This is a genomic window from Mesorhizobium sp. B2-5-13 (assembly GCF_006440535.1).
In the GTDB taxonomy this organism is placed as follows: domain Bacteria; phylum Pseudomonadota; class Alphaproteobacteria; order Rhizobiales; family Rhizobiaceae; genus Mesorhizobium; species Mesorhizobium salmacidum.
This window is the reverse complement of record NZ_VFUI01000008.1, coordinates 1-20402: the sequence shown is the minus strand read 5'-3', so window position 1 is coordinate 20402 and position 20402 is coordinate 1. Positions and strand designations below refer to the sequence as shown.

Annotated in this window: 22 protein-coding genes; 10 read left to right on the top strand and 12 right to left on the bottom strand. The window is 62.9% G+C overall.

Annotated features, from left to right (window positions below; genetic code table 11):
• Positions 1-9 precede the first annotated feature (9 nt).
• Together FJ434_RS15260 and FJ434_RS30230 are read left to right on the top strand one after the other, a co-directional pair.
• On the top strand, positions 10-972 hold the full coding sequence (locus tag FJ434_RS15260) for an extracellular solute-binding protein (protein WP_246678308.1): 963 nt from the start codon (positions 10-12) through the stop codon (positions 970-972).
• Positions 972-1112, top strand: a complete 141-nt coding sequence (locus FJ434_RS30230; RefSeq protein WP_246678309.1) for a hypothetical protein — start codon at positions 972-974, stop codon at positions 1110-1112. The genes FJ434_RS15260 and FJ434_RS30230 overlap by 1 nt, the downstream gene beginning before the upstream one ends.
• 18 nt (positions 1113-1130) lie before the next feature.
• Here FJ434_RS30230 and FJ434_RS15255 read toward each other — a convergent pair whose 3' ends face one another.
• From FJ434_RS15255 to FJ434_RS15245, 3 genes are all read right to left on the bottom strand, one after another.
• The gene (locus FJ434_RS15255; RefSeq protein ID WP_140509823.1) at positions 1131-1886 is read right to left on the bottom strand and encodes a LuxR C-terminal-related transcriptional regulator; all 756 of its coding nucleotides are present in this window, start codon (positions 1884-1886) and stop codon (positions 1131-1133) included.
• 118 nt (positions 1887-2004) lie between these two features.
• On the bottom strand, positions 2005-2859 hold the full coding sequence (locus FJ434_RS15250; RefSeq protein ID WP_140749372.1) for a glutathione S-transferase family protein: 855 nt from the start codon (positions 2857-2859) through the stop codon (positions 2005-2007).
• Positions 2860-2885: 26 nt separating this feature from the next.
• On the bottom strand, positions 2886-3467 hold the full coding sequence (locus tag FJ434_RS15245) for a VOC family protein (RefSeq protein WP_140714006.1): 582 nt from the start codon (positions 3465-3467) through the stop codon (positions 2886-2888).
• 335 nt (positions 3468-3802) lie between these two features.
• Between FJ434_RS15245 and FJ434_RS15240 the strand changes: the two genes are divergently transcribed.
• Positions 3803-4690 carry a DMT family transporter gene (locus tag FJ434_RS15240; protein ID WP_140749375.1) on the top strand — a complete coding sequence of 296 codons (888 nt, stop codon included), beginning with the start codon at positions 3803-3805 and terminating at the stop codon, positions 4688-4690.
• A gap of 53 nt (positions 4691-4743) precedes the next feature.
• Positions 4744-5652, top strand: a complete 909-nt coding sequence (locus FJ434_RS15235) for a DMT family transporter (protein WP_140749378.1) — start codon at positions 4744-4746, stop codon at positions 5650-5652.
• Positions 5653-5896: 244 nt separating this feature from the next.
• Here the strand turns inward: FJ434_RS15235 and FJ434_RS15230 are convergent, their stop codons facing one another.
• Entirely contained in the window at positions 5897-6760 is an 864-nt protein-coding gene (locus FJ434_RS15230; RefSeq protein WP_140749381.1) for a LysR substrate-binding domain-containing protein, read from the bottom strand.
• A gap of 111 nt (positions 6761-6871) precedes the next feature.
• Here FJ434_RS15230 and FJ434_RS15225 point away from each other — a divergent pair, with 111 nt between their 5' ends.
• From FJ434_RS15225 to FJ434_RS15210, 4 genes are all read left to right on the top strand, one after another.
• Positions 6872-7279, top strand: coding sequence for a 4-oxalocrotonate tautomerase family protein (locus FJ434_RS15225; RefSeq protein ID WP_140749384.1), 408 nt, complete (start codon positions 6872-6874; stop codon positions 7277-7279).
• Between the two features lie 103 nt (positions 7280-7382).
• Entirely contained in the window at positions 7383-9605 is a 2223-nt protein-coding gene (locus FJ434_RS15220) for an AMP-binding protein (RefSeq protein ID WP_140749387.1), read from the top strand.
• A 204-nt stretch (positions 9606-9809) separates the two neighbouring features.
• Positions 9810-10610 (top strand): NAD(P)H-binding protein, encoded by an 801-nt coding sequence (locus tag FJ434_RS15215; protein ID WP_140749390.1) that lies wholly within the window; start codon positions 9810-9812, stop codon positions 10608-10610.
• Positions 10611-10688: 78 nt separating this feature from the next.
• Positions 10689-11282, top strand: a complete 594-nt coding sequence (locus FJ434_RS15210; RefSeq protein ID WP_140718538.1) for a TetR/AcrR family transcriptional regulator — start codon at positions 10689-10691, stop codon at positions 11280-11282.
• Here the strand turns inward: FJ434_RS15210 and FJ434_RS15205 are convergent.
• The 4 genes from FJ434_RS15205 to FJ434_RS15190 form a co-directional block, all read right to left on the bottom strand.
• Positions 11279-12097: a phosphatidylcholine/phosphatidylserine synthase gene (locus tag FJ434_RS15205; RefSeq protein ID WP_027144146.1), complete on the bottom strand. Its 819-nt coding sequence runs from the start codon at positions 12095-12097 to the stop codon at positions 11279-11281. The two genes, FJ434_RS15210 and FJ434_RS15205, sit on opposite strands and share 4 nt — an antisense overlap.
• Positions 12098-12099: 2 nt before the next feature.
• The gene (locus FJ434_RS15200) at positions 12100-12798 is read right to left on the bottom strand and encodes a phosphatidylserine decarboxylase (protein ID WP_140505931.1); all 699 of its coding nucleotides are present in this window, start codon (positions 12796-12798) and stop codon (positions 12100-12102) included.
• A gap of 170 nt (positions 12799-12968) precedes the next feature.
• Entirely contained in the window at positions 12969-13847 is an 879-nt protein-coding gene (locus tag FJ434_RS15195; protein ID WP_140749396.1) for a hypothetical protein, read from the bottom strand.
• A complete protein-coding gene (locus tag FJ434_RS15190) occupies positions 13813-14238 on the bottom strand; it encodes a DUF4375 domain-containing protein (protein ID WP_140505935.1) in 426 nt (141 codons plus the stop codon). Before FJ434_RS15190 ends, FJ434_RS15195 begins: the two co-directional genes overlap by 35 nt.
• A gap of 237 nt (positions 14239-14475) precedes the next feature.
• Here FJ434_RS15190 and FJ434_RS15185 point away from each other — a divergent pair, with 237 nt between their 5' ends.
• Positions 14476-15342, top strand: a complete 867-nt coding sequence (locus FJ434_RS15185; RefSeq protein ID WP_140749399.1) for an SMP-30/gluconolactonase/LRE family protein — start codon at positions 14476-14478, stop codon at positions 15340-15342.
• Here FJ434_RS15185 and FJ434_RS15180 read toward each other — a convergent pair.
• The 4 genes from FJ434_RS15180 to FJ434_RS15165 all read right to left on the bottom strand — a co-directional run bounded on the left by FJ434_RS15180 (position 15339) and on the right by FJ434_RS15165 (position 19589).
• Positions 15339-15692, bottom strand: coding sequence for an antibiotic biosynthesis monooxygenase (locus FJ434_RS15180; protein ID WP_181165970.1), 354 nt, complete (start codon positions 15690-15692; stop codon positions 15339-15341). The two genes, FJ434_RS15185 and FJ434_RS15180, sit on opposite strands and share 4 nt — an antisense overlap.
• A gap of 90 nt (positions 15693-15782) precedes the next feature.
• The gene (locus FJ434_RS15175) at positions 15783-17666 is read right to left on the bottom strand and encodes an ABC transporter ATP-binding protein/permease (protein ID WP_140749402.1); all 1884 of its coding nucleotides are present in this window, start codon (positions 17664-17666) and stop codon (positions 15783-15785) included.
• 25 nt (positions 17667-17691) lie between these two features.
• A complete protein-coding gene (locus FJ434_RS15170) occupies positions 17692-18039 on the bottom strand; it encodes a metalloregulator ArsR/SmtB family transcription factor (RefSeq protein ID WP_181165971.1) in 348 nt (115 codons plus the stop codon).
• Positions 18040-18116: 77 nt separating this feature from the next.
• The gene (locus FJ434_RS15165) at positions 18117-19589 is read right to left on the bottom strand and encodes a LysM peptidoglycan-binding domain-containing protein (RefSeq protein ID WP_140749405.1); all 1473 of its coding nucleotides are present in this window, start codon (positions 19587-19589) and stop codon (positions 18117-18119) included.
• 126 nt (positions 19590-19715) lie between these two features.
• Between FJ434_RS15165 and FJ434_RS15160 the strand changes: the two genes are divergently transcribed.
• Positions 19716-20327, top strand: a complete 612-nt coding sequence (locus FJ434_RS15160) for a TIGR00730 family Rossman fold protein (protein WP_140718533.1) — start codon at positions 19716-19718, stop codon at positions 20325-20327.
• The last annotated feature ends 75 nt before the right edge of the window (positions 20328-20402 follow it).

The window sequence follows — 20402 nt, the reverse complement described above, 5'->3', positions numbered from 1 at the left end:
GAGATACTCATGCGCGCTCTGCTCTTCCCAATCCTGACCGCCGCGCTTGCCTGCGGCATCAGCTTCGGCGTCGCCCGGGCGGACGATGAGAAGGTGGTCAACGTCTACAACTGGTCCGACTATATCGCGCCGGACACGGCTGAGAAATTCGAGAAGGAGACAGGTATCAAGGTCCGCTACGATGTCTATGACGGCAACGAGGTCCTTGAAACGAAACTGCTCACCGGCGGCTCAGGATATGACGTGGTCTATCCCTCGGCCTTTCCATTCCTGAAGAATCAGGTGAAGGCTGGCGTTTTCCTGCAGCTCGATAGATCGAAGCTTTCAAACCACTCGAAGATCGATCCGCAAGCCTTGTCGCTGATCGCGGGCGCGGATCCGCAGAATCTGCACGCCGTGCCTTACATGGCCGTCACGGATGGCATCGGCTACAATGTTGCTGCCATCAAGCAACGGATGCCGGACGCGCCGACAGATTCCTTCGCCATGGTCTTCGACGCCGACGTCGTCAAGAAATTCTCCGATTGCGGCGTCGCCATGATCGATGCCCCGGCGGAGATCATTCCGATGGCTATGAACTACCTGCACATCGACCCCAGGTCGACCAGTCCGGACGACCTCGCCAAGGTCGAAGAGCTGATGGGCAAGGTGCGGCCCTATATCCGTTACTTCCACTCGTCGAAATACATCAACGATCTGGCGAATGGCGACATCTGTGTCGTGCTGGGCTGGTCGGGCGACATATTGCAGGCCAAGACCCGTGCGGCGGAATCCGCCAAGAAGCTGGAAATTGCTTATTCCATTCCCAGGGAAGGCACGCTGATAAACTTCGACACGATGGCGGTGCCAAAGGATGCGCCACATCCGGAGAATGCCGAGGCCTGGATCGATTTCAATTTGCGGCCGATATCGCAGCGGCCAATTCCAGTTATGTTTCCTACGCCAATGCGATTCCGGAATCCCTGCCGCTGATGGATCAGGCTGTAGCCAAGGATCCCGGCGTTTTCCCGCCCGATGACGTAAAAGCCAAGCTGTTCGTGGCCGAGAACAACGACGCAAAGTTGCTGCGACTGCAGAACCGCATGTGGACACGCGTCGTGACGGGGCAGTGAAGCTGGCGAACGAAACCGTCAGTCGCGCGGGGCCTCCCAGCCGGCGGCCAGCAACTCGACCTGGGAGTGCACACCGAGCTTGCGGTAGATCTGTTTGATGTGGTTGCGCACGGTGCCGGGTGAAATCGACAGGTTTCGCGAAATCGTCTTGGCGCTGCCGCCCTCGATCAGGAGCCGTGCGATCTGCCTTTCCCGGGCGCTGAGGTGTGACCCTGCGGCTTCGATTGCGGCCCCCTTGTCCCGAAGACGGCACAAATGAAGCAGCCTTTGCAGAATAAGCTTTGTGGCGCTGCTCGCCGCGCCGGCCACCGCCAGATCATGCTCGCCAAAACGCGGCGCGCCATCGCGGCGCAGAAAGGTCACATAGCCGGCGGTCAGTCCGTCGAGGTTGAACACGCCGGTTATTTCATCGAAGCTGCCGGACGGCCCGTAGAATTCGCGATAATACGGCGTGCGCTGGAAATCGCCGTGGCTGAGAGCCGACAACGGCAGCAGGAAATCCTGTCTGGTGCTGGCGAACCTCTGGAAGAAGGGATCCTGGCGATAGATGCGCGCATCATAGTCGCGGTTCCAGTGATCGGGTCCGGCCTCGTCGATTGTCAGGGACGTTATGTCGCGACGATAGAAACCGACATAGGCGCGATCCGAGCCAAGCAGCATGCTTGCCGCCGCGCTGAAGCGGGCCGACAAGTCTTCGGGCGTTGCCGCCAGGGCCGCGGCGACCACGCCACCGCTCCAGCGTCCAAGCCGGTCGAGAGAAAAATTCGACTGCATGCGCGCCCAGACTAACGCAAGCCCCGCCAACTTCAAGCTGGCGGGGAATCACGACGCCACCGGCGAAATCAGTCCTGCGGCCGCCTCCGCAGATCGTCGCCCCATCGACTGGTTGGAATCACGCCTGGGCTTGCGATCTCACATGGGCGATGTAGCCGCGCACGTCGCCGGCCGAGCCGGCATAGGCCTTGCCGAGCTTCTTCTCCATTGCCGCCATGTATTCCTTCGCCCATTTGGGCAGGGCGTAGTCGATGACGGCGAGGAACTCGAGGGTCGCCGCAAGGCGGATGTCGGCGATCGACGGGCTCTTGCCGCCGATGAACGGCTTGCCGTCGCGGAAGAAGGAGTGGAAGACCTCGAGCGGTTCGGCAATGGCGGCGACCGCGGCCTTCTGCGCCTCCGATTTCCTGTCCGGGTGGGCGTCGCTGTGCCCGACCTCGCCGGCATATTGCGGGAAGCCGAGCGCCGGATAGGTGGCGCGCGCCACATAGGGATAGAGCGTGCCGATCAGATAGAACATGGCGCTGTCTATCATCGCCCGCTTGGCTGGCGCCTTGGGGTAGAATTTCTCCAGTCCATGTTTGTTGGAAAGATATTGCATGATGGCGCAGCTCTCCCAAAGCACGCCGCGCGGCAGGCCCTTCTCCTCGATCATCGGCGTCAGATGGGCCGGATTGCGCGCCATGTATTCCGGCGAGCGCGTCTGCCCCCACGCATCGGCCTCCGCATGGTCGAGCCCGGCAGCACGGGCAAAAACGCGAACGGTCATGTTGTTGACGCTCGGCTTCAGCATGCTGATTGTCAGTGTTGGTTTCTTTGCCGGTTTCGCCTTGGCCGTGGCCTTGCCGGCGGCTGCCTTTGACACCGTCTTGGCCGCGGGTTTGGCCGCAGCTTTTGCTGCAGGCTTCGCTGCGGCTTTTGACGCTGGTTTGGCCGCCGGTTTCCTTGCGCTCTTCGTCACTGTCTTTGCCACGTATTCCTCCCTTGCCTGTTCAGCCTTCAATATGGATTTTTGGGTGCCCGGTCGGCCGACAATGTCGCGCGCACGCGTTCCACCAGCGCCTGGATGGCGTCAGCCAGGTGCACTTCGGCGATGTTGTAGTCGCCACGCGCGACACGAAGCCTATGCGCCTCCATCAGCACGTCGGCATGGGTGAAGCCGGCAGGCGGCTCGAAACGGTAGGAGGCAAGCTCGATCAGCAGGCCGAGCGGATCCTCGAAATAGATCGAATCCATGAAGCCACGATCCTTGACGCCGCTGTGCTTGATGGCGCGCTCGTCGAGCCGGGCGACCGCCTGCAGGAAGGTGACGCGCGACACCGCAAAGGCGATGTGATGAACGCAGCCCGGATCGGTCGGCGTGCGGCGCTTCACAGCCGTCCGGGTCTCGTCGGTGAAGATGGTGATCAGCCGGCCGTCGCCCGGATCGAAATACAGATGGCTTTCGGTCGGCTTGTCGAGGTTGGGCTGCTCGAAGATGAAAGGCATGCCCAGCACACCTTCCCAGAAATCGATCGAGGTCTGGCGGCCGGCACCGACCAGCGTGATGTGATGGACGCCTTGCGACTGCAGTTTCTGCATCGGCCCTCTCCCCAAAATCCGCTCTGTCAGAGGCGGCCCGTCAGGCCGGACCTGCACATGCTACATCCAGCATGGGCTGAGCGCCAATTCCCTGTCCGTTCCCCGGCGTTCTGCGCGCCTGCCCTTCGGCCCCCGCTTTATGAGACGATGCTAAACCAATCAGCCGAGCCGCGCCAGAAGCGGCATCCGGGACAGGCTGTATTTAGCGCTGCCCTCCCCTGCACCAAACGCAAGCCCTGCGCTGGAGCAGCGCCGTGCGGATTTCGCCAGTATAGCTGGCAGGTGCGGGGCCGACAGGGGCTGGAGCCGCCTTCACTCAAGCAGGCTCACGCCTTATGGCCGATATCGCCATTCTCGATACACGCGAAAGGGTTCTCGCCGGCATCTTTTTGACCGGCGCCGCCTACTTGCTGTTTTCGACGCAGGATGCCTCGATCAAGCTGCTGGTTACCAGCATGACTGTCTGGCAGATCCTATTCTTCCGCAGCATCACCATTCTCGGCGCCTGCCCGGCCATAGGCGGGCGGCAGTTGTTCGCCGATACGGTGCGATCGCCGATCGTGCGGCGGATGCTGGTTCGCAGTGCCTTCACGCTTGCCGCATGGCTTTGTTATTACAATGCGGCCCGCAGCCTGCAACTCGCCGAACTGACCACCGTCTATTACGCGGCCCCGATCATCGTCACCGTGCTTTCGGTGGTCCTGCTCGGCGAAAAGGTGCCTGTCCTGCGCTGGCTGGCGGTTCTGATCGGCTTTGCCGGTGTCTTTGTCGCCTGCGATCCCGCCCATCTCGGCCTTTCGGTACCCGTGTTGCTGGTGCTGACGGCTGCCTGCCTGTGGGGCATCGCCATCGTGCTCCTGCGCAAGACGGCACTTGCCGAGCGCTCGATGATCCAGCTCCTCCTCAACAATTTCTATTTCCTGGTGTTTTCGGCGGTGCCGGCTTTGTTGTGGTGGCATACGCCGGACCCGGCGCAATTGCTGCTTCTTGCCAGCGTCGCTGCACTCGGCGGCCTGGCGCAATATCTTCTCTTCGAAGGCATGAAGCGCTCGCCGGCATCGATCCTGGCGACACTCGAATACACCTCACTGTTGTGGGCGTTCGCGCTCGGCTTCGCGATCTGGGGCGACGTGCCACGCCGCGAGGTTTTTCTGGGTGCTGCCCTTATCGTCGCCGCCGGCCTGCTGATCGTCGGCGGCGAGCATTTCCGCAAGCGGCTGTGATATTCATTATTGCTGACGCTATGATGTCAGGGGGAGTGGCGTAGTCTTGCGGTATGACTGATGTGACAGCCACCACCGACATTGTCGCCGAGCGCACGCTGGGCGTCATTCTCGTGTCATCCTCGGCGGCTGTATTCGGGCTGACCGGTGTGCTGACCAAGTCGATCCATGCCGATCCGCTGACGATCACCTGCTGGCGCGGCTTTGTCGGCGCGATTCTGATCAGTCTCTACGTGCTGTGGCGCCGCCACCGTGCCGGCAATCGTGAGCCGCTGCGGCTCGGCTGGCGCGGCTGGCTGCTGGCGGTGGAAGGCGCGCTGGCCAGCATCGCCTTCATTTCGGCATTCAAGTTCACTTTCGTCGCCAATGTCGCGGTCATCTACGCGACGTCGCCCTTCATTGCCGCCGTGCTGGCCTGGATGCTGGTGCGCGAGGCTTTCCGCCTGCAGACGATGGTGGCCGCGGCCGTGTCGCTGTGTGGGGTTGCCATCATGGTCTGGTCGGGTTTCGGCACCGGCAACCTGTTCGGCGATGGGCTGGCGCTGCTGATGACGGCCGGCAGCGCGCTTTACATGATCATGGTGCGCGCGTTCCGCGACACGCCCGTGGTGTGGGCCGGCGCGGTTTCGGCCTTCCTGTTGTTCATACTTGGCTGGTTCGTTACCGATCCCCTGGCGGTCTCAGCAAGGGACGCGGTTCTGCTTGCCGCATTCGGCGCGTCCTTCGCGCTGGCTTCCGTCCTGTGGACGGAAGGCTCGCGGCTTATCCCGGCGCCTGAATCCGGCCTGCTCGGCTCGGCGGAAGTGCCGTTCGCGATCTTGTTTGCATTTCTGTTCCTGGCCGAAATACCGCCGGTGGCCAGCATGGTCGGCGGCGCGATCGTGCTCTGCGCGGTCTTTACCCACGCCGGCCGCGACTGGCTGATGGCACGCTCCCGGCAAGCGTCGTCAAATATTTCTTAAAAAATTTCGGAAGTCACGGAACCATTACGGTGCTCGGACATTGTTGCTGCGATGGGCCACCCCCCAAGTCCCCCCAAACCCCTCGGCCCGTCTCACTCCCAAGCCGACCGCAAGGTCGGCTTTTTCTTTGCAATAGACCGGCCCGACCGCAAGGTCGGCTTTTTCTTTGCAATAGACCGGCCCGACCGCAAGGTCGGCTTTTTCTTTGCCAAGAGGCTGATGACGGAATGTGGCCTCGTTGAATTCAACCAGGCGATCCGGAGAGAGCCAGGTTGGCACCCAGCAACGCCGCCAGATCGCTCGCGGACGCATCGGCGCCGGCGCGCAGCCGGATCGCGAACTCAGCCATCGGCACCTGCGGCAGGCCAAGCTCGCGCGGTGCTTCGACAATGCCGGAATGGGCAAAGCGTGATGTTCGCAAGGTCAGCGCCACGCCGGCATTCACCGCGGTACGCAGGCCGGCCAGGCTGGCGCTGCCGGCAGCGATGCGGTAGCGGCGGCCGGCTGCATCGAGCGCGGCGAGTGCCGCCTCGCGAAACCCGCAATAGGGATCAAGCAGTGCCAGCGGCAATTCTTCCTGCCGCGAGGCCAGCCCCTTGCTCGAACACAGCCATATCATCGGCTCACACAGGACCCCGACCTCGTCCGGTGCCGCCGTCTGGCGCATGACGATCGCCAGATCGAGGCTGCCGGCCTGCAGCGCCTGCGCCAGTTCGGCGGAGCGGCCGACACGCAGTTCGATCCTGACGCGCGGATGGCTGGAGGCGAAGGCACGCAGCAGGTCCGGCAGGCCGCTATCGGCGAAATCCTGTGTCGTGCCGATGGCGACGCGCCCGGCAGCGCGTGCGCCTTTCAGCGCCAGCCACGCCTCGCGATGGACGGCAAGAATGCGCCTGGCATGGCCGACGAGGTCCTCGCCTGCCGGGGTCAGACCGCGACCTCTGCCCTGCGGCGCCAGAAGCAGCTCGCCTACAATCTCTTCCAGACGCTGCATCTGGGCCGTTACCGCGGACGGCGAGCGGCCGACACTGGCCGCCGCCCGCGCCAGCGAACCGCTGTCGACGAACGCAAGGAAGGTTCTGAGCAGGTCGGGATCGAGCGTTTCCATAATTCGATATTATCGAATCTTGAGTTGAAAACAATTCGATTTTTTTGATTCTAGAATGATGGCACGGTCTCTCCAACGGCGACCGACGCCGGTCAAATCAGGAGAAGAAAAATGCCCATCGTCAATGTCAGCGTCACCGGCAAGCCAGACGCCACCCTGTCCGCCGAGATCGCCAGGGAAATAACCGAAATCACCGCCGCGCACCTGCGCAAGGACCCGACGATCACCGCGGTGGCCGTGTCCTATCTCGATCCGCAGCACTGGTTCGCCGGCGGCAAGTCGCTCGCCGAGCACGGCACCAACACGTTCTGGCTCGACATCAAGGTGGTCGACGGCACCAACACCAAGCTCGAACTGGAAGCGTATCTCAAAGCGATCTTCGACGCCTTTGGCCGCCTGCCGGGCGGCGTGCACCAGGAAAGCTATGCTTTCGTGCACGAGGTTCCGGCAGCCGCCTACGGCTATGGCGGCAAGACGCAGGAGTTCCGTTTCATCAGCGGACGGCTGAAGCCGGCGTGAGGGCGCCCCTTCCGCATTGACCTTGCCCCGACTTCCGCTAGGCTCTGCTCCCGAAGCGGCCGTACAAGAGCCGCAATGACAAAATCGTTGGGAGAGACGCGGCATGGTCCTGACACTGGCGCTGCTTGCGGGTCTGGTTGTGGCCTGGCTGCTGATCGGCGTGATGGAGAAATTCCGCCTCGGCCTGCGCTTCACCCAGACGCTGCTCTACGTGCCGTTCAAGCTCGCCTACCGGATCAGCGACAATCGCATCAGGCTCGCCCGCAGGGCGCAGGTGCCGGTCATCTATGTCATCTCGCACCAGTCGCGCTTCGAGCCGGCGCTGATGCTGTCGCTGCTGCCCGACGACACGCTGCATATACTCGACGAGGTTTCGGCGCGCTCGCCATGGCTCGAGCCATGGCGCGAACTCGGCCGCACCATTGCCTTCAACGCTGAACATGTCTTCGTCAGCCGCCGGCTGGTACGCGTGCTGAAGGGCAAGGGCCGGCTAGCCGTCTATCTGCCGGACGCGGTCGAGCCCGACGTCAAGACGTTTCGGCTGTTTCGCGCCGTTACCCGCATCGCCATGCAGGCCGATGCCCGCATCGTGCCGATCTTCGTCGCTGGCGCACGCAACCTGCCGGTCTCGCTGACGCCTAAGGAAAAGGCACCCCGTCACTGGTTCCCACGGCTGTCGATCAGTGTTCTGGAGCCGATGACGATCGCCGAACTGGTGGCGCGCAATCCGGACCAGGCCTCGAACACCAATGCGCTGTTCGACCGGGTTGCCGAAGCCCGGCTTTTCGGCACCGACCTCGACCGAGGCCTGTTCCTGGCCATGCGCGATGCCGCTGACCGTGTCGGCGCCTCGCACACCATCATCGAAGATGTGATCTCGGGGGCCTTGAGCTACCGCAAGATGTTCATCGGCGCCCGCGTGCTGGGCAGGCGCTTCGAGGCGGTGACGGCGCCGGGAGAGGCTGTTGGACTGATGCTGCCCAACGCCAATGGTGTCGTGCTGTCATTCGTCGGCCTTCTCTCGGCGAGGCGGGTGGCGGCGATGATCAATTACACGGCCGGGCCGGCAAGCGTCACCGCAGCGGTGCGCACGGCCGTCATCCGCACCGTTGTTTCTTCGCGTGCTTTCGTCGAGAAGGCCGATCTCGCCGATATCGTCGCCGCGGTCGAAAAGGGCGGCGCCAGGCTGCTGTGGCTGGAAGACGTACGCCAGAGCGTCACCGCGCTGGACAAGCTTGCAGCCGCGTTGCTGTGGCGTCTGCCGCTGCAGCGACAGGATGCGGCCAAGCCGGGCGTGATCCTGTTCACCTCGGGTTCGGAAGGCACGCCGAAGGCGGTCGTCCTGTCGCAGAAGAACCTTTTCGCCAATGCCATGCAGGCCGAGGCGCGGATCACCATCTCGCCGGCGGACATCCTGCTCAACGTGCTGCCGGTGTTCCATTCGTTCGGCCTGACGGGCGGGTCCATTCTGCCGCTGGTCACCGGGGTGAAGCTGTTCCTCTATCCCTCGCCTCTCCACTACAAGATCATCCCCGAGATTGCGCGCAAGGTAAAACCGACCATCATGTTCGGCACCGATACGTTCCTCGCCAACTATGCCCGCACCGCCAAGGACGGAGATTTTTCCAGCCTGCGCTTCATCGTCGCCGGCGCCGAGGAGGTGAAGCAGGATACCCGCCGCGTCTATCGCGAACGCTTCCAGGCCGAGATCATCGAAGGTTTCGGGCTTACCGAGGCGGCGCCCGTGGTTGCCGTCAACACCGCGATCCACGGCCGCGACGGCACGGTCGGGCGGCTGCTGCCGGCCATGCGCATGAAGCTGGAGCCGGTCGAAGGCATCGATGATGCCGGCCAGTTGTGGCTCGACGGGCCGAACATGATGATGGGCTACATGACCGCGGACCGACCCGGCGAGCTACAGCCGCTGACCGGCTGGCACGACACCGGCGACATCGTCGCCGTCGACCGCGAAGGCTTCATCACCATTCGCGGTCGCGCCAAGCGCTTCGCCAAGATCGCCGGCGAGATGGTGTCGCTGGGCGCGGTCGAGATGCTGGTGCAGTCGCTTTGGCCGGAAGAGCGCCATGCGGCGGTAGCGGTGCCGGACAAGAGGCGCGGCGAGCGCATCGTGCTGGTTACCACCGCAGACGAGGCAAGCGCCGAGGAGCTGCGACAGTTCGGCAAAAAGGCTGGAGCGGCCGAACTGATGGTGCCCAACGACATCGTCAAGGTCGAAGAAATCCCGGTGCTCGGTTCGGGCAAGACCGATTATGTATCGACCAGGAAGTTGGCGATCGACCGGCTGGGGCTTGGCGTGGCGGCTTAGAGCCGTTCAGAGTTTGATACAATCGCTGAATAAACTACTCCTTTCGAGATCGCCCGACCCATGATTGCGCCGTCGTGCCGCAGCGATTCAGATGGACAAATCTTAGGTGAGAGAGTATTCACTTACGACGGAAAGAGACGCTGAGCATGCCTGTTTCCAGCCGGCGCGACATGACACCTCCTTTGCACGGCAAGGAGATCCTGAATGGCAAAAATCCTCGTCACCGGCGGCACCGGACATCTCGGACGCGATCTCGTGCCGGCACTGACCGCTTCCGGGCACGCCGTCAGGTTGCTGGCCAGGAAAGCTGGGCTGGACCGCTCCGTGGAATGGGCGCTCGGCGATCTCGCAATGGGCGAAGGCATCGATGAAGCCCTTGGCGGCATCGATACGGTCATCCATGCGGCGACGCTGTCGCCGATCGCCAGGCGCGGTATGCGGCCGATCGATTTCTTCTCCAGTCCATCCGATGTCGACGTCGAGGGCACGCGGCGGCTGCTTGCCGCATCGCAGCGCGCAGATGTCTCGCATTTCATTTTCGTGTCGATCGTCGGCCTCGACTTCAGCACCCTGCCCTATAGCCGCGTGAAGCTGGCCGGCGAGCAGCTTGTGCGGACGTCGCCGCTTTCGTGGTCGGTCATCCGCGCGACGCCATTCTTTTACCTTCTGGCGCAGATGCTGACCGGGCTGAAATGGCTGCCGGTCTGGCCGCTGCCGACCTCGCCCTCAAATCCCGTCGATACGCGCGACGTCGCCAGCTATCTGGCCCAGGCTGTCAGCGATGGGGAACGCGGCGTCCGCCCGCAGATCGGCGGACCCGAGGTGATGCCGTTCTCGACATTCGCTAGACAGTACCGCGATGCGCTCGGGCTGCGGCGTCTCATTCTGCCGTTGCCAGTCAGTCAAAAGATAAGCCTTGGCCTGGGTCTGGTTGAAACCAGCGAGCGGCTGGGAGAAAGAACATGGAAGGCATGGCTTTCCGAGCAGGGTGGAAGCGCGCGGTGAGCGAGCCCTGATTTCGCACCGGGATGGTGTTGTCGAGCGCTAACCCCCGCCGCCAGGATCGGGTGAACAGGAATAGCCATGAGGCCGCCATCCGCAGGACGCGAGCGCATTTTACGCGAAGCCATCCGCCTGTTCGCCGAGCGCGGCTATGACCGGACCAGCGTTCCCGAAATTCAGGAGGCCGCCGGCCTGTCGCGTGGCTCGGGTGCGCTCTACAAGCACTTTCCCTCGAAGGAAGCGCTGCTTGCCGCGGCTATCGACCGGTTTGTTGGAACGGCACGGGAGGGACGGGCCGAACTGGGCGAACAGGTGCTTCCTGCCGATCAGGGGGCACGGCGGATCGTGGAGGGTATGCTGGAAAAACTCGGCGCGAATCGCGACATGCTCAGAATCCTGTGGCGCGATCTCGAGCACTTCCCGGAATTGAAAGCCTCGGCGCGTGGCGAGATCATGCAGAGCACCTACCACGCAGTCGCCGAATGGCTGCGGGAGCGCCAGCGCCAAGGCGAACTGCGCTCCCATGACAGCGACGCGGTCGCCGCCGTCATCGTCGGCAGCGTCGCCATGTTCCGCGTCTTCGAAGCGATCTGGACCCAGCGCTCGATCGAGGTCAGCGACGAACGCTTCGCGTCCGCCTGGACCGATTTGCTGATCCGGGGCCTGCGGCCCTAACCTATATCCGAAGGCGGCACCTTCTCGCCTTCCAGCTTGGCGCGCTTGGAGTAGGCGCGCACGGAAAACGGCAGGAAGATCAGGTAGCCCGCGACCGATGCCGTCAGCGTGTACCAGGGATAGGTCATCAGCAGGAGGACGTATAGGACGACGGCGAGGATGACCGGCAGCACCCTGTCGCCAGGGATCTTGACGTTCTTGCCGGAATAAACCGGCAACCGGCTGACCAGCAGGAAGGCGACCAGGATGGTGAAGCCGGTGGCGACGAAGGCGGCCGGCCGGCTGGGCTCAACCCCAAGGCGAAGGAAATAGAGGTAGAGCGGCAGCATCACCAGCACGGCACCCGCCGGCGCCGGCACACCGACGAAATATTCGGTCTGCCATATCGGGCGCTCGGCTTTCTCGTCGTCGAGTACGTTGAAACGCGCCAGCCGCAACCCACAGGCGATCGCAAACAGCAGTGCCGCGATCCAGCCCGGCGAGCCGGCACGGTCAAGCAGGAAGGCATAGAGCACCAGTGCTGGCGCGACACCGAAATTGACGATGTCGGCCAGCGAATCCATCTGCGCGCCGAATTTGGAGGTCGCCTTCAGCATCCGCGCCAAGCGGCCGTCTATGCCGTCGAGGAAAGCAGCCAGCAGCACCATCACCACCGCCGGCTCGAAACGCCCCTCGAAGCCGAAGCGGATGCCGGACAGGCCGGCGCAGATAGCGAGCACGGTGACCAGGTTGGGCAACACCATGCGCATCGGGATCTCGCGGATGCGCGGACCGCCGCTGGCATGGGCTTCGAATTTTTTATACTGCGTGCCCACCGTCAGGAAATCCGCACGAGGGGCGTGCCGACGACGCCGCCGAACTCGGCCAGCACGGTTTCGCCGCCGACCGCCGTCTGGCCAACGGCAACACGCGGCGTGGCGGCCAAAGGCAGGAATACGTCGACGCGCGAGCCGAAACGGATCAGGCCGAAACGCTCGCCGGTGCCGATGGAAGCGCCGGCCTCGGTCCAGCAGACAATGCGGCGCGCCACCAGGCCGGCGATCTGGACTGCCGCCACCGTGCCGTTGGGGCTCTCGATGACAAGGCCGTTGCGCTCGTTTTCGGTGCTCGCCTTGTCCAGTTCGGCATTGAGGAACTTTCCGGGCCGATGTTCAATCTTGGTGATGCGGCCGCGAACCGGAGAGCGGTTCACGTGGCAGGAAAAGACATTCATGAACACGGAGATGCGGGTCATCTCGACATTGCCGAGGCCAAGCTCGCGCGGTGGCACGGCCGGCCCCACCGCCGAGATTATGCCATCGGCGGGGCTCACCACCAGGCGGTCGTCGACAGGCGTGACGCGCTCGGGGTCGCGGAAGAAATAGACGCACCAGGCGGTCAGGATCAGGCCGATCCAGAACAGGATCGAGGAGAAATAGCCGAGGAAGAGCGTCGCCGCGCCAAAGGCCGCGATGAAGGGATAACCTTCGCGATGGATCGGTACGAACGCGTTCTTGACCGTGTCGACAAGGCTCATGGGGCGGTCCCTGTTTCAGGTCCGGCCTCAATAGCGGAAACACCCCCTGCCCGCAACGCGACAATGGGCGGCGCGGGTTCGTCTTCAGCTTCCGCCGCGATGGCGGGCGCGCTGGCCGTCGAGCAGAGCGGCATCGGCAAGGACGATCGCGCAGAGCCGCCACAAACAATCTATTCGCCAGCTGCTACCGTGAGGTCAAAATACTCCTCAAGCTCATTTCGATCAGCCTCTGCCAGACTTTCCTCGTTATCGCCGCGGAGCAGCACACCACGCTCCGGATACGACTGGAAGAGAAAAGCGTGACCACCAGCCATCACCACCCACTTCACAACCGGCCCTTCCTCGCGCTGGGCAACGGAATTCGCCGATACGACAGCCTTCATCGGATCGAGCCCAACCTTTCGCAACAGGAGATCGACGGCAACCGGCGCGTGGTACTCCTCCGCCAGCTCAATCAATTTTGCCACCAATTGCCCGTCCACCTGCCCGAGCCTGCGGCCAACACGAGGCGCGCCGGCCGCTAATATATTTTCACCTGGGCGAGCAATCGACGGTGTTTCGGGAGCTCCGCATTCATAAACAGCCGCATGGCTTTCCGTAGCCACGCACAGGCGAGGCTCATTCGCATTGGTCAGCAGTTGAAAAACCAGTTGCTTCTCGCCATCGACATCCAACATCCTCACCATGCCAATCGATAACTTGACTTCGGGTGGCGCTGCATTGGCGCAAGCGAGACCTACGCCAACATGGCGCTTGCTGATCATCTGGCCGACGAGCTCGGCGACCGACCGGTGGAGAAGCCGAGATTCGCGACGGGGATTGGCCATTGCCAACTGAAGTATGGCTTCATCGCAGACCTCGTCTTCCACAACTCGAAGGTCAGGCCATGACACGATCCAGCGCGCCAGCAGGTCGCACATCGGCGAAGCTTCGTCGGCGACGTAGAAGGCATCGTCAAGTGTGTCGAGAAAATCGGCGCGGCCACCCTCGAAGCCAGTCTGTTCCTCGGCCTCGTCAGGGTTCGGAGACCCAGGTGGACATCTTTTCAAGAGTCGCCAACTGCCCTTTTGCTCCAATGGCCGTGAGACCGGCACGAGCGTTTGCAACCATAGTGTCGAACGCCCCGCCGGCATTATGAATGAATTGACTATGGCCGCCGTTCGCTATCTCCGTCGAATACAAATCAGCATGGGAGACCTGCATCGCCTTCGGGTTGAGCTCCGATTTGCGGTAGAGCCCCTCCGAAACAATGCTGTGGATGAATTTCTGGACAGCAAAAACGATTTCAAAAGGCTTTTCGTTCGCCTGATCCACAGTCGACCGAGGCACGATCACCGGCAACAAGGACTCGGCGCGCGATTCATGCGCCGCAGCGGGAGATTGAACTCCTGAGGGAATTTTGGGACTTCTCTTGGATTTTCGCGAGAAGAAGTCAAACATCCAAAAATTTTCCTAGGTGCCACGAGTAAGTTTCAGTGAATTATTGTGATGAAACAATATCAGCAGCACAAGGGATAATGGACCTAGAGCCTGATCCATCGCACTTCGCCATAGAAAGGAGTGGACAGCATTCCGGTGCATAAAAATTGCCGTGATCATGTCGGGACATTCGTCCCTTACTCGTCCTTGGGAGGCGGCGACGTCCGGTACGACTGTCGCGCAACAAGGAGTCTCGCCATGCAGAACCAATCTCCTCCTCCAGCGCGTGTCGTGGTTGACGGTCTCGCCTTCGGCGAATCGCCGCGTTGGCATGACGGACGCCTTTGGGTCTGCAACTGGGGCACCGGCGAGATCATTGCCGTCGATGCGCACGGCAACAGCGAAGTCATGCTCAGGGTTCCGGCTGTCCTGCCCTACTCCATCGACTGGCTGCCGGATGGTCGTCTGCTGGTTGTCTCAGGCCGCGAGGGCCTGCTGTTGCGGCAGGGAGCCGGTGGCTCGCTCGTCAATCATGCGGATCTGCGCGGCCTCTCGAAAAGCCCGTGGAACGAGATCGTCGTCGATGGGCGGGGCAATGTCTATGTCAATGGCGGCGGGCCGGCTCCGGCGGCGGGCCAGCATTTCGGCCCCGGCACCATCGTCTTGGTCACACGGGATGGAAAGGTCAGGCAAGTGGCGGACGCTATCGCCTTCGCCAACGGCATGGCTGTGACCCCTGATAACAAGACGCTGATCATTGCCGAATCCCATGCCAACAGGCTGACCGCTTTCGACATTGCCTCCGACGGCTCCTTGTCCAACCGACGCATCTGGGCCGATCTCGATGGATACCCTGACGGCATCTGCCTCGATGCCGAGGGGGCGGCCTGGTATGCCGACGTTCCCAACAAGCACTGCGTGCGGGTGCGCGAAGGCGGTGACGTCTTGCAAACCGTCGCCGCCGATCGCGGCTGTTTTGCCTGCATGCTGGGCGGTGCGGACAGGAAAACGCTGTTCATCACCGCCGCCCAGTGGCGCGGCTTCGAGCACATGACAAGCGACGCCCGCACCGGCCAGGTGCTCGGCATCGAAGCGCCGGCACCTGGCGCGGGTTGGCCTGGTTAGAGTCCAGGCACGCGCTGATAGTTGGCGATATCAGCCCGAACTCCGAGCCGGGCGATCGTCTCCTGCGGGTTGAAGGCTATGCGCTCGTACGCCGCCTTGACGATCGGCACGACCTTGTCGACGGCAGCCTGGCTTTCCCATTCGACGATGGTGACGAGGTTGAACTCGCCCGGCCCGGAGAATTGCTCAAGCAGGAAGTCCTGGACGAAGCCTTGCTGCAGACGCAGCAACTCATGCGTCGTCTTCACCTTTGTGAGGATCTCGTCGCGGGCATCGGCGGGTACGACGAACTTGTCGACCCTGAACACGCTGCCGCCATTAACGTCTTGATTCGTAAAGCTGATATCCATTTGATTCCGTCCTCGAGGATGCTGTCTTTCGGCTCTCGGGCGACGGTCTACAATCTCAACTTAGGTTGAGGTCAAGCGGCTTTTTATGAGCTACGACATCTCCGACGTGCGCCTGCGCACGACGACACCCAGTTCGTCGCTTTCGCGGGCAATGCGCAGCCGCTCCTCGGCTTCGGTCGCCTCGCGCTGGCGGTCCCACATCGAGGCGTAGAGGCCGTGCTTTCGCATCAGCTCGACATGGGTGCCGCGCTCGGCGATCTGCCCATCCTTGAGCACGATGATCTCGTCGGCCGAAATCACCGTCGACAGGCGGTGGGCTATGACGATGGTGGTGCGGCCCTTGCTGACCAGGTCGAGCGCGGCCTGGATCTCCTGCTCGGTGTGGCTGTCGAGCGCCGAAGTGGCTTCGTCGAGCATCAGGATCGGCGGGGCCTTCAGGATGGTGCGGGCGATCGCCACGCGTTGCTTCTCGCCACCGGAAAGCTTCAGCCCGCGCTCGCCGACCATCGACTTGTAGCCGTCGGGCAGCTTCTCGATGAACGGTCCGATCTGGGCGAGTTCGGCGGCCTTGCGCACCTCCTCCTCACTGGCGCTGACACGGCCATAACGGATGTTATAGGCGATGGTGTCGTTGAACAGCACCGTGTCCTGCGGCACCATGCCGAGCACCGCGCGCAGGCTGTCCTGCGTCACGTCCTTGATATCCTGGCCGTCGATCAACACCTGGCCACCCTGTACGTCATAGAAGCGGAACAGCAGCCGCGAAATGGTCGACTTGCCCGCGCCCGACGGCCCGACAATGGCAACCGTCTTGCCGGCCGGCACTTCGAAGGAGACGCCTTTCAGGATCTTGCGGTTCGGATCATAGGAAAAGTGGACGTCGCGGAACTCGACCTTGCCGGCGCTGACGGCCAGCGGCTTGGCGTTGGGCTTGTCGACGATCTCCTGCGGAACGTCGAGCAGGTCGAACATGTGCTCGATGTCGGTCAACCCTTGCCGGATTTCGCGGTAGATGAAGCCGATGAAGTTGAGCGGCACCGAAAGCTGCACCAGCATGGCATTGATGAAAACGAAATCGCCGACGCTCTGGGTACCGGCCTGCACCTCCAGCGCCGACATGCACATGACGACGACCGTGCCGACGCCGAAGATGAAGCCCTGGCCAAAGTTCAGCCAGCCGAGCGAGGTCCAGGTCCTGGTGGCGGCGATCTCGTAACGCGCCATCGAGCGGTCGAAGCGCTCGGCCTCCATGCGCTCATTGGTGAAATACTTGACCGTCTCGAAATTGAGCAGCGAGTCGATCGCCTTGGTGTTGGCGTCGGTGTCGCTGTCGTTCATGTCGCGGCGGATCGAGATGCGCCAGTCGCTCGCCTTGACGGTGAACCAAACGTAGACGCAGACGGTGATCGCCACGACGGCCACATATTTCCAGCCATAGGTGAAGCCGAATATGCCGGCGGTCAGCGCGAATTCGAGGATCGTCGGCGCCGTGTTGAGCATGATGAAGCGCACGATCGTCTCAATGCCCTTGGTGCCGCGCTCGATGATGCGCGACAGGCCGCCGGTGCGGCGCTCCAGGTGGAAGCGCAGCGACAGCTGATGCATGTGCACGAAGGTGCGGAAGGCAAGCTGACGCACCGCATGCTGGCCGACACGGGCAAACAGCGCATCGCGCAGTTGGTTGAAGCCGAGTTGGACGAGCCTCAGCACATTATAGGCAACGACCAGCATCACCGGGGCGAGCATGAACGACGGCAGCGGCGGGGGTGTTTTGAAGCCGCCCGCCAGCGCATCGGTTGCCCATTTGAAGAAATAGGGACCGGCGACCAGCGTCACCTTGGCCACGACCAGCAGCAGCGTCGCCCAGGTCACCCGTGCCCTGAGGTCGGCGCGGTCGGCCGGCCACATATAGGGCCAGAGATTGCGCAATGTCGCGAGTGTCGAGGTGTCGGCGGAGACGGTTTTTTCGGCCACTTTTCTTGCCTTTTGGGTGAGAGGGTCAGCGGCCGGAGCAGCAGGAATTGATGAGTGCGCCCAGCGATGCCGATACGTCGGCAAGTGCCGCGCGATCGACCGCATAGCGCGATCGCTGACGGTCGGGCTCGAACCGGACCAGGCCGGCCTCGACCAAGATTTTCAGATGCTGTGAGATGGTCGACTGCGCCAGATCGAAATGATCGACGACCTCACGGCAGCAGCAGGAATTGCTGGCGGACAGATGCTTCAGTATCTCGATCCGGGCCGGATGCGAAAGTGCTGCGAACCGCGCCGCGACAGCGCGACTGTCCGGCATGCGGCCGGACGGTGCCGAGACGGCGTGGTCTGGTATGGGGAAGCACTCTGTCATCGTTCATCGGCGATAGACGATGACCGATGACAGGGCAAGCTAGGCCGATGGGTAGATCGCCCGAATTGCCGGTCTCCCTACTCCGTCTTCGTCGCGGTGGTCGCCTGTTCACCCATCGCCTTGAAATCGGCGGCTTCGCCTTCCTTCGACTTTTCCGGGACTTTGAACACCTGCCCCGGCCAGATGCGGTTCGGATTCCTGATCTGGTCCTGGTTGGCGAGGTATATGGTGGAGTAGCGCGTGCCGTGACCATAGACCCTCCGTGAAATCCGCCACAGTGTATCGTTGCGACGGATGATGACGGCGCCATCGGCATGTTCGAGCTTGGGCCATACGATTTCGGGCACTTCGCTTGGCGGCGTGGCTGCTGCGACGACGGCCGGAGCCTCGGTGGCCGGTGCGGTCTCCGCTGGAGCAGCGGCGGCAACAGCAGGCGCCGGAGCGGCTGGTGCTTCCGCAGCAGGTGCAGCGGGCTTGGTCTCGGCGGGGGCAACAGCGGCGACCGCCTCGCCCGGCTCGCGCTCGAAGGGCACGGCGGCGCGAGCCACCACCTTCACGCCATCGGCATCGAGGCCATCCACATGAATGGTATAATTGCCGACCGGAATGTCGCGCGTCGCCTCGACCAGGAAATGGCCGTCCGACGAGGTCTGTGCGTCGCCAAGCAGAATGTCGTTGGCGTAGGCGCGCACCTTGCGGCCCGGATCGGCGAGACCGGCGACAAAGATCTTGTTGCCTTCGATCTCGACCGCCTCGACGACGATCTTAGGTTCGGCCACAGCTGCCGCGGGCGCGGCCGGTGCCGCCGGATCCGGTTTTGCTTCAACCACGGCTGGCGCGGTCGCCGCCGGCGCGGCGGTCGCTGGAGCGACCGTCGCGGGTGCTTCAGCAGCCGGAGCGGCGGCCTGGTCGCCGGTTGCCGGCGCAGGCTTTGTCTCGGGCGCCGGGACCGTCAGCAGTTCGGCCGGCTTGCCTGGCTCCTCGACCATGGCCAGCACCTGGCCAGCCGCATTCGCGGGCACCGAGACCACGGCGGTCTGCGTCGAGGCGGTCACGACCGTGCCGACCGTCGAACGCAAGGCGATTGTATAGTCGCCGGGCTTCAGCGGATCATCGAGCACGATGACAAAGGCACCATCGGGGCCAGCCACCGTCGAGCCGATCACCATCGTGCCGTTGAGGATTTCGACCTTCGAGTTGGGCGCCGCGTTGCCGGCAATGACGATCGAGCCGTTGCCCTCAACGCGAACGACGTCGAAAGTCGGGGCGATCGGACCCGCCGTCGCGGGCGCCGCAGGCGCCGCATCGGTTGCGGGCGCTAACGGAGCTGTCGCCTGGGATGCTGTGGCCGGAGCGGCCGGCACCGCCGGAGCCGGCAGGCGCCCTTCCGTGGCCGGCTTCGGCGCCGCGGGCGGCGTCAAGGCCGCGACTTCCGCCGGCGGCGTTGGATGAAGATACGGGTCGAGCGCGCCCGATACATAGGCGGTTCCCACGGCCGCGACGGTCCCACCCGCCGCGAACAGGAACGCCTTCAGTGGATTGATTGCCATATTTCCCTACCCCTTAGCCACCTAACGCCGGTCTAGCGTGTTTTGCCACGACCGACAAGAAAAAGCCCGGCCTTCTCAGCCCTTGGGGCTTGACCCCGCTTTCAGACCCAATCACCAATCATCGGCATGAACACGATTCGATCCGTCTGCGTCTATTGCGGCTCGTCTCCGGGCCGCGATGAAATCTATGCCAAGGCCGGTCACCTGCTTGGACGCTCAATTGCCAAGGCAGGACTGCGGCTGGTCTATGGCGGCGGCACCAAAGGCATCATGGGCGCCGTCGCCGAAGGCGCACTCAAGGCCGGCGGCAAGGTGACGGGCATCATTCCGCGCTTCCTCATCAACAAGGAAGCAACCGAAACCGCGCTTGACCGGCTCGACGAGTTGTTGATCACCGACAACATGCACGAGCGCAAACATAAGATGTTCGAGAAATCCGACGCCTTTGTGGCGCTGCCTGGTGGCATCGGCACAGTCGAGGAGATCGTCGAGATCATGACCTGGGCGCAACTTGGCCATCACCGCAAGCCGATCGTCTTCGGCAATGTCAACGGATTCTGGGACCCGATGACGGCGTTGCTTGATCACATGGCGGCAGAGGGCTTCATTCACACCGCGCAGCGTGTGAAGCCGCTGATCGTCAACGATCCCGAGGCTATCGTCGCCGCCATCATGGTAGCCGGGTCCTCGGTCGATTCACCGACGGAAGGCGTCCAGTCGGTGATCGACAAGATGTAGAGTCACGGGAGTAGGGCAGTAGGTTTGCAGTCTCCGGAGTGTACACTTTTCCCCTACTCCCCTACTCCCCTACTC